The sequence below is a fragment of the Bradyrhizobium sp. SRS-191 genome, from assembly GCF_024586915.1.
Classification (GTDB): domain Bacteria; phylum Pseudomonadota; class Alphaproteobacteria; order Rhizobiales; family Xanthobacteraceae; genus Bradyrhizobium.
The window spans coordinates 110,643-126,220 of record NZ_JANBVS010000018.1 but is presented as its reverse complement, the minus strand read 5'-3'; the positions used below and the strand labels follow the sequence as shown (position 1 = coordinate 126,220).

The following is a 15,578-nucleotide window of genomic DNA, read 5'->3' as shown; positions in this document are numbered from 1 at the left end:
AATCGGACCGCCGTCATGGCCCAGCAACCCATGGCTGCAACAACTTTGGGGCAAACCATTGACGCGTATCGCTTTGGCGTCAGAATAGCCTTATAGCACCTGACTGGGATTGCGTTGAACCTTTTCGTTTCCGGGCCGACCTCATCATCAAGGGGAAAGTTGTTGCCTGTGTACCGCGCCCGTCTTTCGTCAAGCTCGAGAGTGGACGCCACGCCGGTGCTGACGCAGGCCGTGGCAGGCGTCGGATGCCACTCGCCATTGTCGTGCCGTTCAAGCCTCGCCCTGGGAGTCCCGGCGGGGTTCGATGCGCCGCACCATCCAGCTCGGCCGGGGCGCGATGGCCCGCGGGCCGGATGGTTCCCTGCCACGGTCTCGAGGTAGCGATCGTGGCGGGATCCAAGCAGCGCGGATCCGTCGGGCGGCCGCTGAGCCTGGCTACACTCGGCCGAGCGCGGATCGTCCGCGTGCTGCGGGCCGTGCCGATCCGCTGGCGCATTCTGTCGATCGCCGCACTGAACTCGGCCGTCGTGATCGTGCTGGCGGCACTCATCTGGAACGGCGCTCAGGTGCTGGGAACCGCCTGGGATGACGTCCGCCAGGTGCGCGAGTCCGACAAGGTGCTGGCGCTCCTGGAAAGCGAGACCAGCCGGCTGCAGAACCTGATCCACCGTTACATCAATCAGCCGAGCCCGGAGCTGTTCGCCGAAATCCTGCTGCTGCGTGAAGCCGTGCTCGGCACGCTGACGACGCGTGCTTCGACCGACCCGATGCTGTCCGGATCGGTCGAGGAGCTCGAGCGCGTCACCGTCCGCTTCCTCGACGGCTTCGGCGAGTTGCGCGGCCTGCAGGCGACGATCTCCAAGACTTACGAAGAGGAAGTGCTCGGCCCCGGCCGCGACATCGCCGCGCTCTATTCGGTGATCGAGGGTGCGACCGGCCATCGCGATGCGGAGATCTGGCCCTCGCTCGGCAAGTCGCGCGAAGCCTTCACGGCGATGCTGGTAGCGGCGAATTCCTATTATCTGTCGCTGGCCCCCGCCTCCGCGGATGACGCCCGTCGCAACATCGAGACGATCGAAAAGACCATTCCCGTGATGTCCGGCCTCGCCGACAATGATCTGCAACGCATGGCGTTGCAGCGATTGTCGGCGCGAACCGCAGCGCTGCGCGCGGGCTTCTCGAAGCTGACCGACCAGCTGACCAACCGCACCGAGCTGCTGCGCAACACCATCGACGCCAGCCAGGCCGAAACCATCGCCGCGATCGACGGGCTGTCGGTGAAGATGCGCCAGCATGAGCAGAAGGCGCAGGCCACCTTCGACAAGACGCTGCGCGACATTTCCCGCCGCGTGCTCTCGATCGCGGTGATCTTCCTCGGCATCATTCTGTCCGCCGGTGTGCTGATCGCCTTGTCGATCCGGCTGCCGCTGCAGCAGATCATGGCCGCGATGCGCGCGATCATGCTGGGCGACTACGACCGCGAGGTCCAGGGTACCGAAGCGCGCGACGAAGTCGGCGCGATGGCTCGCGCAGTCGAGACCTTCCGCGAGAACGCGATCGCCAAGCGCAAGACCGAGGACGAATTGCGCACGGCAAAGGAAAAGGCCGAGAGCGCGCTGCTCGAGCTCAATGCCGCGCAGCGGAATCTCATCGACGCCGAGCGGCTCGCGGCGCTGGGTGGCCTCGTCGCCGGCGTCGCGCACGAGGTCAACAACCCGATCGGCATCAGCCTGACGGTCGCGTCCAGCTTCGCGCGCCGGGTCGAGATGTTCGAGGCGGCGCTGCGCTCGCCCGAAGGTGGCCTGCGCCGGTCGCAGCTGGAGGAATTCGTGCGCTCCTCGCGCGACGCCTCCGAGCAGCTGGTGGCCAATCTGCAGCGTGCCGGTGAGCTGATCCAGTCGTTCAAGCAGGTCGCCGTCGACCGCTCGCATGCGGAGCGGCGGACCTTCGTGCTGAGCGAGGCCACCGACCAGATCATCACCAGCCTCAAGCCGGTGCTCAAGCGCGCCCCGATCACGCTTGCGGTCGATGTCCCCGAGGGCCTCTTCATCGACGGCTATCCCGGCTTCTACGGCCAGATCCTGACCAACCTGTTCCTGAATGCCGTCAACCATGCCTTTGCCGACGGCCGCGCGGGCACCATCTCGATCACGGCACGGGCGCGCGGCGCGGATGACATCGAGATCATTTTCGCCGATAACGGCGCCGGCATGACCCCGGATGTGCAGCGTCAGGCCTTCGATCCGTTCTTTACGACGCGGCGCAACGAAGGCGGGACGGGATTGGGGCTGCATATCGTCTACAATCTCGTGACGCAGCAGCTCGGCGGCCGCATGATGCTGGAATCCCGCGAGGGACAAGGCACCACCTTTCGGATTATCATGCCACGGGTCGCCAAGGGCGGCACCGAGACAGCAATGGGTGACGGAACGACGCAATGGCCGAACAGGACGATGTCCTCCACCTGATCGACGACACCGGCTTCGACGAGGACGCCAAACCGGCCCGGAAATGGAAGATCGCCGTCATCGACGACGATCATGCCGTGCATGAGGGCACCCGCTTTGCGCTGTCGGACTACAGCCTGAACGGCCAGGGGCTCGAGATCCTCTCGGCCTATTCGGCGGCCGAGGGCCGCACCTTGATGCGGGAGCATAGCGACATCGCCGCGGTACTGCTCGACGTCATCATGGAGACCGATGTCGCCGGCCTCGAGCTCGTCGAATACATCCGCAACGAGATCAAGAACGAGACCGTCCGCATCATCCTGCGCACCGGACAGCCCGGCCAGGCGCCGGAGCGGCGGGTCATCGTCCAGTACGACATCAACGACTACAAGGCCAAGACCGAGCTCACGGCCGACAAGCTGTTCACCTCGCTCACGGCGGCGCTGCGCAGCTATCAGCAGCTCGAGCGGATGGTGCAGACACGGCGCGGCCTCGAGATCATCATCGACGCGGCCTCCACGCTGTATGACTTCAAGTCGATGCAGCGGCTCGCCGAGGGCGTGCTGACGCAGATCGCCTCGCTGCTGAATGTCGATTGCGCCGGAATTCTCGTGCTGCGCGACGACGGCAGCCCGAGCGAGGATTTCTCGGTGCTGGCCGGCTCCGGCTGCTACAGCCGCTTCTCCGGCGCCGTCACCTCGCGATCGCTCGATCCCGACCTGCGCGACATGGTCGAAGCCGCCTTCAGGCAGCGCAGCAACGAATTCGCCGACCACAAGACGGTGCTGTATCTGCGGACCGGCTCCGGCCGCGAGGTCGTGGTGCTGCTGCAGGCCGAGCGGCCGCTGTCCGAGACCGACCGCTCGCTGGTCGAGATCTTCTCCAGCCGCCTGTCGATCGCCTTCGACAATGTGATCCTCTATCAGCAGCTGCATGAGGCCAACACCCAGCTCGAGGACCGCGTCGCCCAGCGCACCCGCGCGCTGATGCAGGCCAACCGGCGGCTATCGGCGCAATGGCTGCGGCTGCAGCGCGCCAACGGATTCAAGAACGAGATTTTGGGCACCGTCGCCCACGATTTGAAGAACCCACTCGGCGTCATCCTCGGCCGCACGGAGATGCTGACCGAGCTGATCGCGACGGGCGCTTCGGCTGACGGCATCACCAGCCAGATCGGACATATCAGGGATGCCGCCAAGCGGCTGACCTCGATGGTCGACCATCTGATCTCGGATGCCATGGCTGACGCCTTCGACATCACCATCCGCCGTGAGCCGGTCGACGTCGCCGCCCTGATCCACGAGGTCGTGGAGGCCAACCAGCCGCTGGCCCTCAACAAGCAGCAGGTCATCGCGGTGTCGGCGCCGCCGCAGCTCTCCACCATGTGCGACATCGACCGCATTCGCGAGGCGATCGACAATCTGCTCAGCAACGCCATCAAGTACAGCCCGATCGGCGGCCGCATCAGTGTCGAGGTCGGCGGTGACGGCGACAACACGATCATCGGCATCACCGACCAGGGCGCCGGTCTGTCGCCGGAGGATCTCGGCCGTCTGTTCGGCCGCTTCCAGCGGCTGTCGGCCAAACCGACCGCCGGCGAGAGCTCGACCGGGCTCGGCCTGTCGATTGTCAAACGCATCGTCGACATGCATGGTGGCGAGGTGACGGCCAGGAGCGATGGGCCGGGATCGGGGTCAACCTTCACCATCACACTGCCGGCGGCCGAGTTGTCATGAGTCAGAGCCAGCACATCATCATCGTCGACGACGAGGCCCCCGCCCGCGAGATGGTGGGCGATTACCTCAAGATGCACGGCTTCACCGTGACCTTGTGCGACGGCGGCAAGAGCCTGCGCAGCGCCATCGAGACCGGCCCCGCCGATCTCGTCGTGCTCGACCTCAACATGCCAGAAGAGGACGGCCTCTCGATCATCCGTGACCTCAAGGGCCGCACCAACATTCCCGTCATCATGCTGACGGCGACCGCCAGCCCGATCGATCGTGTCGTCGGGCTCGAGCTCGGTGCCGACGATTATGTCGCCAAGCCCTGCGAGCTGCGCGAATTGATGGCCCGAATCCGCTCGGTGCTGCGCCGCAGCGTCCCGGCCAAGGCTGCCGCTGCGGCTGTCGCTGAGCCGGCCCCGGCCAAGGCCCCGGACCCGCAGCTGGTGCGGTTCGGCACCAAATGGCTCGATCTCGACGCCCAGGCGCTGCGCGACGACGAAGGCAACGAGCATCCGCTGACGGCTTCCGAATTCGGACTGCTGAAGGTGTTCGCCGCCAACCCGAAGCGGGTGCTGTCGCGGGAGCGGCTGTTGGAGCTGGCCAACGCTCGGGACGCGGAGGCATTCGACCGCGCGGTGGACCTCAGGATCATGCGCATCCGCCGCAAGATCGAGCCGGACCCGACGAAACCGGCCGTGATCCGCACCATTCGTGGCGGCGGGTACCTGTTTTCCCCGGCCGGCGAGAAGGCCTGAACCACCTTCCCGACAGGGCTTGCGGAGCGGCCGGAGGCGCCTTTGCCGCTGATTCAGTTCCGCATTTTGGAATAAGGCACAATTCCGCCACGAGTGTTTCGCGATGTGCGGTCCGACGAAACATTTCTGCAGTCCGACGAAACCATTTTCCTGTTTTCGTGCAGACGTCCCGAAACGGGCACTCCGTAACAATCCCACCCGTCGAAGCGCCGCAAGGGGGCGGCGGAACGGGAGAGTGCCATGCAGAACGTCGTTGCCATCAATTCCGCAGCCAGCCAGGGCATCATCGCGGCCCAGGCGACCACGGACGACATGCTCCTGGAGAGCATTTCCGATGGCGATCGCACCGCGATGCACACGCTTTATGCGCGCCACAATGTGCGGGTCTATCGCTTCATCCTGCGCATCGTCCGCGACACCACGATCGCCGAGGACCTCGTCAGCCAGGTGTTCCTGGACGTGTGGCGTACTGCCAAGCAGTTCGAGGGCCGCTCCCAGGTGTCGACCTGGCTGCTGTCGATCGCCCGCTTCAAGGCGCTGACCGCGCTGCGCCAGCGCCGTTTCGAGGACATCGATCAGGACGAGGTCCGCGAGATCGCCGACGACTCCGATACGCCGGAGACCTCGTTGGAGCGTTCCACCACCAGCGCCATCCTGCGCGCCTGCGTCGCCAAGCTGTCGCCGGCGCATCGCGAGATCATCACCCTGATCTACTACCACGAGAAGTCCGTGGAAGAGGTCGGCCAGATCATCGGCATCCCGCAGTCGACGGTGAAGACCCGCATGTTCTATGCCCGCAAGCATCTCGCGGAACTGCTGCGCGGCGCCGGCGTTCATAGCCTGGCGGCCTGATCGCCATTCTTCCTCGTCGGGGCCGGTGTCCCGGCGGGTTCCACGAGACGACGACGCACGAAATTCGCTGAATGAAACAATTGAAACGATCGGCGAAATCACCTCGAAAACTTCGACCTCTATAACTTTCCCCATCGACCGAGCCTCAGTCCCCCAGCTGAACTCGGTTTCGAGCGAGCAAATTCCCACCTCCAAGGTTGCTCCGAAGACCCGGCGGATGCCCCCGCCGGGTCTTCGTCTTTTGTGGGGACCGCGTAGGGCGATTTGACCATTTGATATCGCCTTGTCCCGGTGCAATGGTCCGCGCGAGAGGGGCAGAGCGCCCCGCAATGACGGACGGTGCCGATGTTCGGTTTGGATGCGGTGGAGCTGGCGCGCGCGCAGTTCGCCTTCACGGTCACCTTCCACATCATCTTCCCCGCCTTCTCGATCGGGCTCGCTTCCTACCTCGCGGTGCTCGAGGCGCTGTGGCTGTGGACCGGGCGCGACGTCTACCTGAATGTCTTCAATTACTGGCTCAAGATCTTCGCCATCGCCTTCGCGATGGGCGTCGTCTCCGGCATCGTGATGTCCTACCAGTTCGGCACCAACTGGTCGGTCTATTCCGACAAGGTCGGCCCGGTGATCGGTCCGCTGATGGCCTATGAGGTGCTGACGGCCTTCTTCCTCGAAGCCGGCTTCCTCGGCGTCATGCTGTTCGGGCTGAAGCGCGTCGGCCCGAAGCTGCATTTCCTCGCCACGCTCATGGTCGCCGTGGGCACGCTGATCTCGGCATTCTGGATCCTCTCCGCCAATTCGTGGATGCAGACCCCCGCCGGCTACGCCGTCAACGCTGACGGCCAATTCGTCTCGGTCGACTGGCTCAAGGTGATCTTCAACCCGTCCTTCCCCTACCGTCTCGTCCACATGGTGCTGGCGGCCTATCTCACGACCTCGCTGGTGGTCGGCGCGGTCGGCGCCTGGCATCTCCTGCGCAATCCGCATCTGCCGGGACCGCGGGTGATGTTCTCGATGGCGATGTGGATGGCCGCGCTGGTGGCCCCGCTCCAGATCCTGGTCGGTGATCAGCATGGCCTCAACACCCTCGAACACCAGCCGGTGAAGATCATGGCCATGGAAGGCCATTTCGAGAGCCACAAGGACGGCGCGCCGCTGTACCTGTTCGGCTGGCCCGACCAGGAGAAGGGCGAGCTGAAATATGCGCTCGGCATTCCCAAATTCGGCTCCCTGATTCTCAAGCACCAGATCGACGCGCCGATGGCCGGGCTCGACACCGTGCCGCGGCAGGACTGGCCGCCGGTGCCGATCACCTTCTGGTCGTTCCGCATCATGGTCGGGCTGGGAATGCTGATGCTGGCGCTCGGCCTGTTCAGCCTGTGGGAGCGCTGGCGCGGGAGGCTGTACATCAATCGCGGCCTGCACCGCTTCGCGATCGCGATGGGACCGGCGGGATTCATCGCCGTCATGGCCGGCTGGATCACCACCGAAACCGGCCGCCAGCCGTTCACCGTGTACGGGCTGCTGCGCACCGCCGATTCCGTCTCGCCACTGGCTGCGCCCGCGGTCGGCACCTCGCTGCTCGCCTTCATCATCGTGTATTTCATCATCTTCGCCGCCGGCGTGGCGTATATCCTGCGCCTGATGGCCGAACCGCCGCATCCCGGCGAGCGGGGGCCGAGCAGCGAACCGCCGATCCGCACGGCCGGCGTCACCCCGGCCGCGGGCGTCGTGCAGGGAGCGGGATCATGAGCGTCGCCGTCGATCTCGCCACCCTCTGGGCGTTCATCATCGCGCTCGCCGTGTTCATCTATGTCGTGATGGACGGCTTCGATCTCGGCCTCGGCATCCTCTTCCCGCTGTTTCCGGGCAAGCATGATCGCGACGTCATCACCAACACCGTGGCGCCGGTGTGGGACGGTAACGAGACCTGGCTGGTGCTCGGCGGCGGCGGGCTGATGGCGGCGTTTCCGCTGGCCTATTCGGTCCTGCTGCCTGCCCTGTATGCGCCGCTGATTGCAATGCTGGTCGGGCTGATCTTCCGCGGCGTCGCCTTCGAATTCCGCTGGCGCACCCGGGCACAACGCAATCTCTGGGACATTGCGTTTGCCGGCGGCTCCTGGGTCGCGGCGCTGGCGCAAGGCATCGCGCTCGGCGCCATCCTGCAGGGCGTGCATGTCGAGGGCCGGCACTATGCCGGCGGCTGGTGGGACTGGCTGACGCCGTTCTCCATCCTCACCGGCGTGTCGCTGGTGACAGGCTACGCGCTGCTCGGCGCGACCTGGCTGATCCTCAAGACCGAAGGCGACCTGCGCGACAAGGCCTATCGCATCAGCTGGGTGCTGTTGTTCATGATGCTGCTCGCGATCGCCGCCGTCAGCCTGGCGACGCCGCTGCTGACGATCCAATATGCGCAGCGCTGGTTCAGTTGGCCGGCGATCGTCCTGACCGCGCCGGTGCCGCTCGCCGTCATCGGCGTCACCGTGCTGCTGATGAAGAACCTGGCCCAGAAGCACGACGTCTGGCCGTTTGTCCTCGCGCTCGCGCTGTTCTTCCTGTCCTATGCCGGCCTCGGCATCAGCATGTATCCCTACATCGTGCCGCAGAGCATCACGATCTGGCAGGCGGCCGCCCCCGAGCGCAGCCAGCTGATCATGCTGCCCGGCGTGCTGGTGCTGGTGCCGCTGATCCTCGGCTACACCGCCTGGGCGTATTGGGTGTTTCGCGGCAAGGTCGGCCACGACGCCGGCTATCATTGATGGCCGCTCCCGAGCCCGCGCCACTCGCCAGGCGCCTCGCCTGGTTCGTGGCGCTGTGGCTGGCCGGCGTCGCGACGGTCGGGACCGTCGCCTTCCTGTTGCGACTCTGGATGAAGCTCGGATGACAGCGGACGACCCGCGCTCAGCTTGACTTTGCGTCGAATATGCCCCTGAAATTTGGCGGGTGGATTTGATCGGGCAAGCTTCGCAGGGGTCCGTTGAGGAGAGCTTTGAATGCCGAGTTTCCGTCGCCTGCTGTGTGCGACCAGCGCCATCATCGCGCTGGCGCTGTCCACATCGCACAGCTTCGCCCAGTCCGAGGATCCTGGTGACCAGCCCGGTCTCGTCGCCGACGACGGCTACGAGCTCGACCCGGAATGGCGCAAGCAGGTCGTCTATTTCCGCACCAATGAGCCGCCGGGCACGATCATCGTCTCCACAGCCGAGCGTCACCTCTATCTGGTGCAGCCGGGCGGCCGCGCCATCCGCTACGGCATCGGCGTCGGCCGTGACGGATTCCAGTGGCAGGGCCTGCTGTCGATCACCAAGAAGGCGGAGTGGCCGGACTGGACGCCGCCGCCGGAGATGATCCAGCGCCAGCCTTATCTGCCGCGCTTCATGGCCGGCGGTCCCGGCAATCCCTTGGGCGCGCGCGCGATGTATCTGGGCACCACCGTGTACCGCATTCACGGCACCAACCAGCCCTGGACCATCGGCAGCAAGATTTCCTCCGGCTGCTTCCGCCTGGTGAATGCCGATGTCGCCGACCTGTTCGATCGCGTGCCCGTCGGCACCAAGGTCGTGGTGCGGCAGAAGCCGGAACTGTGACGGCGGCGCCTGCCGCCGGACATTCAGCCATCGCTTTGTTCTGACATTTTCCGAAAGAGATTCATCATGCGCACTTTCCGAGGCGGCCTGCTGATCGGGCTCGCCGTTGCTGTGCTCGTCGCGGCGCTCGCCGTCACCTATGAGATGTACGACACCCGCACCCTGAAGCGCACCGTCCGCCGCGGCGAGGTGCTGTGCGGCGTCAATGCCGGCCTGCCGGGCTTCTCGATTCCCGACGACAAGGGCAACTGGACCGGCTTCGACGTCGACTTCTGCCGCGCGGTGGCCGCCGCGATCTTCGACGATCCGAAGAAGGCGAGGTTCGTGCCGCTCGACGCCAATGAGCGCTTCAAGGAGCTGCAGAGCCGCAAGGTCGACATCCTCTCGCGCAACACCACCTGGTCGATGGCGCGCGAGCAGAACTACGATCTGTATTTCCCGGCGGTCGCCTATTACGACGGCCAGGGCTTCATGGTGCCGCGCGCGCGCAAGCTCGAGACCGCGCTCGACCTCAACGGCAGCAAGGTCTGCGTGCAGGATTCGACGACCAACGCGCTCAATGTATCGGACTACTTCCGTGCCAACAACATGAAGTACGAAGAGGTCAAGCTGCCGAAGCTCGACGATGTCCTCAAGGCCTATGACAGCGGCAAGTGCGACACCTTCACCGCCGACGTCTCGCAGCTCTACGCCCTTCGCTTGGTGCTGACCAAGCCGGGCGATCACGACATCCTGCCCGATCTGATCTCCAAGGAGCCGCTCGCTCCCGTGGTGCGGCAGCGCGACGACGACTGGATGATGATCGTGAAGTGGACGCTGTATGCGATGATCAATGCCGAGGAGCTCGGCATCACCTCCAAGAACATCGACGAGGCGCTGAAGTCGAAGAAGCCGGACGTGATGCGCCTGGTCGGCAACGAAGGTACCTACGGCCAGGATCTCGGCCTCAACAAGGACTGGGCGGCGCGCGTCATCCGCCACGTCGGCAATTACGGCGAGGTCTACGAGCGCAACGTCGGCAGCGAGTCCAAGCTGAAGATCCCGCGCGGCATGAACCAGCTGTGGAACGCGGGCGGGATTCAGTACGCGCCGCCGATCAGGTAGGAACCGGCTCTCTTCATCCGATCTCCGCCTATCGTTGCTCCATTTCACGCAGAACTCGGTGCACCCTCTCCCCTTGTGGGAGAGGGTGGTTTCGATGCGCAGCATCGAAACCGGGTGAGGGGTTGCCCCGGGCTCGGACCTGAATGTGTTGAGCCAACCCCTCACCCGAGTGAGCTCGTAGTTGGCTTTCGTGTAGCCCTCTCCCACCCTGGCGAAGCTTCGCTTCGCATTGGGGGAGAGGGCACATTCATGAGCACCGCGCCTGCTGCACCTTCAGTATTGCAAGCACGCAGCCATCTCCTTCTCGCGACGCCATCCGCGCCCGAGCTATGCCAAAATTCTCCACCCTCTCCAAATCGAGGGCGCAGGGAAGGCCAGGTGCCGACTGGCACCTGCGGTCCGCCTGCAAAAAAAATGCAGGCGGCAGAACCACAGGCTCAGCCGGAGCAGCCCGGCCTTCCCTGCGCGATGGGTGAACGCTTATGGCGCGCTCTCCTCGGTGTCCGGCTTGTTAGCCACCGTCACCGGCGGGATCATCATCCCCGCCGGCTTGGCATCGGCATCGGGATGCCGGGACCACGCGCTTTCACGTCCGCATCGGAAACGTTCGTCGGCGCGATCACGCGCGCTGCGATCCGATGCGGCCATCGCATCATCAGCCCGACACTCGTGACGACCGCGAAGCGTCCCTCTTGTGGGCCAAGACGAGCGGGACTGTGCAGCTGATTTGCCCGACGACACAACGCCCGTCGGGTTGCGACAAAATGGCACGACGGGCCAGGCGTCTGCGAATACCGCGCGATTAGTTCAGCGGATTCATGCGCCCTGCGCGATCCACATGGAGGACCGCATTCGATGCTCACGAGTTCGTGAACACGCTTTCAAATCCATCCGATCATGGCGGTCGTAACGATCTCGACCAATCCGGTCGGGGCGATGCGACCCTGGACCACAGGGGAGAACAAGGGCCGCAAATCCTGTTTGCGCATCAGCCAACTCATCAGTTCAGTTCACAAGGAAAAACTCGAATGACGCTGGGATTCCGTTCGTTCGTTGCCGGCGCGTTGATGCTGGGCGCGCTCTCCATGTCCGCCACGGCCGCTCGCGCCGCCGATATCGTCGATACCGCCGTTGGCGCGGGCCAGTTCAAGACGCTGGTCGCCGCCGCCAAGGCCGCGGGTGTCGTGCCGGTGCTGAAGAGCAAGGGTCCGTTCACCGTGTTCGCGCCGACGGATGCTGCGTTCGCCGCGCTGCCGCCGGGCACCGTCGAGGATCTCCTCAAGCCGAAGAACAAGGCCAAGCTCGCCGCGATCCTGAAGTATCACGTGATCCCGGGCGCGGTGAAGGCAGGCGACGTCGCCGGCAAGAAACTCAGCGTCAAGACCGCGCAGGGCCAGAAGGTCGACGTCGACGGCACCTTCTTCGGCGTGCAGGTCAACGACGCGCATGTCGTGCAGGCCGACGTGATGGCCTCGAACGGCGTCATCCACGTCATCGACAAGGTGCTGCTGCCGCCGGCCAAGGCGCCGATGCATCACTGATCAGGCGAGAGCGCGCCGTCGATGACGGCGCGCTCTTTGTCGTCACGTACTAAGCTACGACCTTGAAGACGGCGATCGTCATCGTTGAGGGGCGAGTCGCAGCATCACCTCGATCTTGCTTGAAGCCGACGGCGGCGCAACAAGTCCGGTGTCGTCCCGGCCTTGAGCCGGGACCCATAACCACCGTACGGAATTTGGCGAAGACTGGAGCTACCTGCGCTGCCCACCACATCGTCCTCTGGTTATGGGTCCCGGCGTTCGCCGGGACGACGGCGTGGGTGTGGCGCTGGGCAGGACCTGCGAAGAGAGTGACGTCTCGCGAGCGCAGCCTAACTCAATATCCCCTCAGCTGCGCCAACTGCGCCGCGTGATAGTTCGCATCACCCAGCAGCTCCTCGCACACCCGCGCGCGCTTCATGAAGAAGCCGATGTCGAACTGATCGGTCATGCCCATGCCGCCATGCATCTGCACGCCCTCCTGCACGGCGCGGGTCGCGGTGGCGCCGGCGCGGGCTTTCGCTACGGCAACGGCAGCAGCCGCGCCCGCGGGATCGGCATCGAGCGCCTGCAGCGCCTTCAGCACGGCGGCGCGGGTGATCTCGATCTCGATGTAGAGGTGCGCGGCGCGATGCTGCAGCGCCTGGAATTCGCCGATCGCCTTGCCGAACTGCTTGCGCTCCTTCAGGTACGCGACCGTGCGGCCGAACACCTCTTCGCTCAGGCCCACCATCTCGGAGGCCACCGCGCCGCGGCCGAGATCGAGCACGCCGCCGAGCACGGCCGCGCCGCCATCGACGTCGCCCAGCACGTGATCCGCGGTGACCTCGACGTTGTCGAAGGTGATGCGCGCGGCGTTGTGCGCGTCGACCATGATGGTGCGCTCGATCGCGATGCCCTTGGCCTTGGGATCGACCAGGAACAGCGTCAGGCCATCACGCTCGCCGGCCGCGCCGGCGCTGCGGGCGACCACCAGCAGGAGATCGGCGACGTGGCCGTCGACCACCATCGCCTTGGCGCCGTTGAGCTTGAAGCCGTTGCCGGATCGCGCGGCCTGAAGTGCGGTGTGCAGCGGCCGATGCTTGGCGCCTTCATCCAGCGCCAGCGCAGCGAGCAGCGCGCCGCCGGCGATCTTTGGCAGATATTCCGACTGCTGCGCCGCCGAGCCGGCGCGGGTCAGCGCGGCAGCCGACAGCACCGCCGTCGCGAGAAACGGCGACGGCATCAAGGTGCGGCCGATCTCCTCCATCACAACGCCGGCTTCGACGGCGCCGAGACCGGAGCCGCCATGCGTCTCCGGCACCAGCAGGCCGGCAAAGCCCATCTCGGCGAAGGTCGCCCAGAGCTCGCGCGAGAAGCCGGCTTCGTCTCTGCTGTCGCGCAGCTTGCGCAAGTGAGCGACCGGCGCGTGATCGCTGATCAGCCCGCGCGCGCTATCGCGCAGCATGGATTGTTCTTCGGTGAGGAGGAGAGGCATGTGACGAACTCCTTGAAAACTGCGTCTGACCGGTCGCTCTCAACCCTCATGGTGAGGAGGCGCCCTTGCGCCGTCTCGAACCATGAGGCCGCCAGTGGGGCCTCATCCTTCGAGACGCGCGCCAAGAGAGCGCGCTCCTCAGGATGAGGGGCGGGACTACGCCCCCGGCAGATCGAGGATGCGCTTGGCAACGATGCCGAGCATGACTTCGGAGGTGCCGCCTTCGATCGAATTGGCTTTGGTGCGCAGCCAGGCGCGGGGACGCGCGCCTTCGCTTGAGCGTTCGCTCTCCCATTCCAGCGCATCAATGCCGCCCGATGACATCAACAGCTCGTGGCGGCGCTTGTTGAGCTCGGTGCCGTAGTACTTCATCGCCGACGAGAATGCGGGATGGCCCTGCTCCGCCTTGGCAAGATCGACCATGCGCTCCGCGGCCGCGGCAAGCGCGGCCTCGTCCACATCGAAGGTGGCGATCTCGGCGCGCAGCAGCGCATCGTCGAGCCGGCCTTGCGCATCGCTGCCGACGCTGTCGGCCGCGACCTGGCCGAGCGGACGGCTGCCGCCGCGCTCGCCCATGCCGGAGATCATCGCGCGCTCGTGCTGCAGCAGATATTTCGCGACGTCCCAGCCGCGGTTGACGGTGCCGAGCACATTGGCCTTGGGCACGCGGACATTGTCGAAGAACGTCTCGCAGAACGGCGAGCGGCCGGAGATCAACAGGATCGGTTTGGTCGACACGCCCTTCGACGTCATGTCGAACAGGATGAAGCTGATGCCGTCATGCTTCTTCGCCGCGGGATCGGTGCGCACCAGGCAGAAGATCCAGTCGGCGTAATTGGCGTAGGACGTCCAGATCTTCTGGCCGTTGATGATGTAGTCGTCGCCGTCGCTCTCGGCGCGCGTCTGCAGCGAGGCGAGGTCGGAGCCGGCATTCGGCTCGGAATAGCCCTGGCACCAGCGAATGAGACCGGCGGTGATCTTCGGCAGGTGCTCGCGCTTCTGTTCGTCGGTGCCGTATTTCAGCAGCGCCGGTCCGAGCATCGAGATGCCGAAGGACGTGATCGGGGCGCGGGCGCCGATCGCGGCCATCTCCTGGCGCACGATCTTGGCCTGCTCGCCGTCCAGGCCGCCGCCGCCATATTCCCTGGGCCAGTGCGGCACCGTCCAACCCTTGTCGCGCATGCGCTCGAACCAGATGCGCTGCGGCTCGGAAGAGAATTTGGCGTTGCGGCCGCCCCAGAACGTGTCCTCGTCAGAGGTCATCGGCCGGCGCATTTCGGGCGGGCAGTTCGCCTCGAGCCAAGCCCTCGTTTCGCGGCGGAATGTGTCGAGATCGGCCATGCCCAGTCCTCGCGCGTTTCCATGTTTGCTGTCGTTGCAACGACCTAACCTCAGCGCTAGCCGGAATTCAACATCGATGTCGCCGCCGCGGGCTGCGCCCTCGCTATATCAGGCGATCTATGGTCATGATGCCGCCGCGTGAAAATACGAGGAAACGACCATGCGCCTGAAACTTCTTTCGCCTGGCGAAATGAGCGCCGACCAGCGCCAGACCTACGACGAGTCGATCGCCAGCAAGCGCGGCTCCCCGCCGCCGCCGATGATGGCCTGGCTGAACAGCCCGGAGATGGCGCGGCACGCGACCCGGCTCGGCGCCTTCCTGCGCTACGACACGGTGTTTCCGGCGGCGCTCTCCGAGATCGCGATCCTGGTGACGGCGCGGCACTGGACCGCACACTACGAATGGTACGCGCATAAGCGCCTCGCGCTGGCGGGCGGGCTGGACATCAAGATCATCGACGACATTCGCGACCGCCGCACGCCTGAGTTTTCCGATCCCAAGGCGCAGATGATCTACGACGTCGCGAAGTCGCTGCACGAGGGGCACGGGCTGACGGATGCGCTCTATGCAGAGGCGATCGCGACGCTCGGCGAGCGCGGCCTGGTCGAGATCATCGGCTTGTGCGGCTACTACACGATGGTCTCGATGACGCTGAACGCGTTCGAGTTCGATCTGCCGGAGGGCGAGGTGTCGGAGTTGAAGTAGCCAGCGCGTGAGCTGCGATGCGCCGCTGTCGCCACGACACCGGTGCACTC

Annotated in this window: 14 protein-coding genes; 11 read left to right on the top strand and 3 right to left on the bottom strand. The window is 65.3% G+C overall.

Going from position 1 to position 15,578, the window contains the following annotated elements; genetic code table 11:
* The first annotated feature begins 533 nt into the window (after positions 1-533).
* From NLR35_RS26940 to NLR35_RS26900, 9 genes are all read left to right on the top strand, one after another.
* Positions 534-2,468, top strand: coding sequence for a HAMP domain-containing sensor histidine kinase (locus NLR35_RS26940; protein WP_257169601.1), 1,935 nt, complete (start codon positions 534-536; stop codon positions 2,466-2,468).
* On the top strand, positions 2,438-4,183 hold the full coding sequence (locus NLR35_RS26935) for a DUF3369 domain-containing protein (protein WP_257169560.1): 1,746 nt from the start codon (positions 2,438-2,440) through the stop codon (positions 4,181-4,183). Before NLR35_RS26940 ends, NLR35_RS26935 begins: the two co-directional genes overlap by 31 nt.
* Complete coding sequence (locus NLR35_RS26930) at positions 4,180-4,926, top strand: response regulator (RefSeq protein WP_257169559.1); 747 nt, start codon at positions 4,180-4,182, stop codon at positions 4,924-4,926. Before NLR35_RS26935 ends, NLR35_RS26930 begins: the two co-directional genes overlap by 4 nt.
* Before the next feature lie 240 nt (positions 4,927-5,166).
* Positions 5,167-5,778, top strand: coding sequence for a sigma-70 family RNA polymerase sigma factor (locus NLR35_RS26925; protein WP_015663786.1), 612 nt, complete (start codon positions 5,167-5,169; stop codon positions 5,776-5,778).
* A 345-nt stretch (positions 5,779-6,123) separates the two neighbouring features.
* Positions 6,124-7,527, top strand: coding sequence for a cytochrome ubiquinol oxidase subunit I (locus tag NLR35_RS26920; protein WP_257169558.1), 1,404 nt, complete (start codon positions 6,124-6,126; stop codon positions 7,525-7,527).
* Positions 7,524-8,534, top strand: a complete 1,011-nt coding sequence (gene cydB, locus NLR35_RS26915; protein ID WP_257169557.1) for a cytochrome d ubiquinol oxidase subunit II — start codon at positions 7,524-7,526, stop codon at positions 8,532-8,534. Before NLR35_RS26920 ends, cydB begins: the two co-directional genes overlap by 4 nt.
* Positions 8,534-8,659, top strand: coding sequence for a DUF2474 family protein (locus NLR35_RS26910; RefSeq protein WP_257169556.1), 126 nt, complete (start codon positions 8,534-8,536; stop codon positions 8,657-8,659). The genes cydB and NLR35_RS26910 overlap by 1 nt, the downstream gene beginning before the upstream one ends.
* A gap of 109 nt (positions 8,660-8,768) precedes the next feature.
* Positions 8,769-9,362 (top strand): L,D-transpeptidase, encoded by a 594-nt coding sequence (locus NLR35_RS26905; RefSeq protein ID WP_257169555.1) that lies wholly within the window; start codon positions 8,769-8,771, stop codon positions 9,360-9,362.
* A gap of 66 nt (positions 9,363-9,428) precedes the next feature.
* The gene (locus NLR35_RS26900) at positions 9,429-10,466 is read left to right on the top strand and encodes an amino acid ABC transporter substrate-binding protein (protein ID WP_257169554.1); all 1,038 of its coding nucleotides are present in this window, start codon (positions 9,429-9,431) and stop codon (positions 10,464-10,466) included.
* Between the two features lie 480 nt (positions 10,467-10,946).
* On the opposite strand, the gene NLR35_RS26895 is transcribed toward NLR35_RS26900, so the two are convergent.
* Positions 10,947-11,114: a hypothetical protein gene (locus NLR35_RS26895; protein WP_257169553.1), complete on the bottom strand. Its 168-nt coding sequence runs from the start codon at positions 11,112-11,114 to the stop codon at positions 10,947-10,949.
* A gap of 437 nt (positions 11,115-11,551) precedes the next feature.
* Between NLR35_RS26895 and NLR35_RS26890 the strand changes: the two genes are divergently transcribed.
* The gene (locus tag NLR35_RS26890) at positions 11,552-12,007 is read left to right on the top strand and encodes a fasciclin domain-containing protein (protein WP_257169600.1); all 456 of its coding nucleotides are present in this window, start codon (positions 11,552-11,554) and stop codon (positions 12,005-12,007) included.
* 334 nt (positions 12,008-12,341) lie between these two features.
* On the opposite strand, the gene NLR35_RS26885 is transcribed toward NLR35_RS26890, so the two are convergent.
* Both NLR35_RS26885 and NLR35_RS26880 read right to left on the bottom strand, forming a co-directional pair.
* Positions 12,342-13,481: an acyl-CoA dehydrogenase family protein gene (locus tag NLR35_RS26885; RefSeq protein ID WP_257169552.1), complete on the bottom strand. Its 1,140-nt coding sequence runs from the start codon at positions 13,479-13,481 to the stop codon at positions 12,342-12,344.
* 156 nt (positions 13,482-13,637) lie between these two features.
* The gene (locus NLR35_RS26880) at positions 13,638-14,822 is read right to left on the bottom strand and encodes an acyl-CoA dehydrogenase family protein (protein ID WP_257169551.1); all 1,185 of its coding nucleotides are present in this window, start codon (positions 14,820-14,822) and stop codon (positions 13,638-13,640) included.
* 160 nt (positions 14,823-14,982) lie between these two features.
* On the opposite strand from NLR35_RS26880, the gene NLR35_RS26875 reads away from it, so the two are divergent.
* Positions 14,983-15,528 carry a carboxymuconolactone decarboxylase family protein gene (locus NLR35_RS26875; RefSeq protein WP_257169550.1) on the top strand — a complete coding sequence of 182 codons (546 nt, stop codon included), beginning with the start codon at positions 14,983-14,985 and terminating at the stop codon, positions 15,526-15,528.
* The last annotated feature ends 50 nt before the right edge of the window (positions 15,529-15,578 follow it).

Excerpts from the sequence above, each read along its gene's own strand:
- NLR35_RS26925 (WP_015663786.1), top strand. The coding sequence starts at position 5,167 with ATGCAGAACGTCGTTGCCATCAATTCCGCAGCCAGCCAGGGCATCATC.
- NLR35_RS26895 (WP_257169553.1), bottom strand. The coding sequence starts at position 11,114 with ATGGCCGCATCGGATCGCAGCGCGCGTGATCGCGCCGACGAACGTTTC.
- NLR35_RS26905 (WP_257169555.1), top strand. The coding sequence starts at position 8,769 with ATGCCGAGTTTCCGTCGCCTGCTGTGTGCGACCAGCGCCATCATCGCG.
- NLR35_RS26890 (WP_257169600.1), top strand. The coding sequence starts at position 11,552 with ATGTCCGCCACGGCCGCTCGCGCCGCCGATATCGTCGATACCGCCGTT.
- NLR35_RS26875 (WP_257169550.1), top strand. The coding sequence starts at position 14,983 with ATGCGCCTGAAACTTCTTTCGCCTGGCGAAATGAGCGCCGACCAGCGC.
- NLR35_RS26920 (WP_257169558.1), top strand. The coding sequence starts at position 6,124 with ATGTTCGGTTTGGATGCGGTGGAGCTGGCGCGCGCGCAGTTCGCCTTC.
- NLR35_RS26880 (WP_257169551.1), bottom strand. The coding sequence starts at position 14,822 with ATGGCCGATCTCGACACATTCCGCCGCGAAACGAGGGCTTGGCTCGAG.
- NLR35_RS26885 (WP_257169552.1), bottom strand. The coding sequence starts at position 13,481 with ATGCCTCTCCTCCTCACCGAAGAACAATCCATGCTGCGCGATAGCGCG.
- NLR35_RS26935 (WP_257169560.1), top strand. The coding sequence starts at position 2,438 with ATGGCCGAACAGGACGATGTCCTCCACCTGATCGACGACACCGGCTTC.
- NLR35_RS26900 (WP_257169554.1), top strand. The coding sequence starts at position 9,429 with ATGCGCACTTTCCGAGGCGGCCTGCTGATCGGGCTCGCCGTTGCTGTG.
- NLR35_RS26910 (WP_257169556.1), top strand. The coding sequence starts at position 8,534 with ATGGCCGCTCCCGAGCCCGCGCCACTCGCCAGGCGCCTCGCCTGGTTC.
- cydB (WP_257169557.1), top strand. The coding sequence starts at position 7,524 with ATGAGCGTCGCCGTCGATCTCGCCACCCTCTGGGCGTTCATCATCGCG.
- NLR35_RS26930 (WP_257169559.1), top strand. The coding sequence starts at position 4,180 with ATGAGTCAGAGCCAGCACATCATCATCGTCGACGACGAGGCCCCCGCC.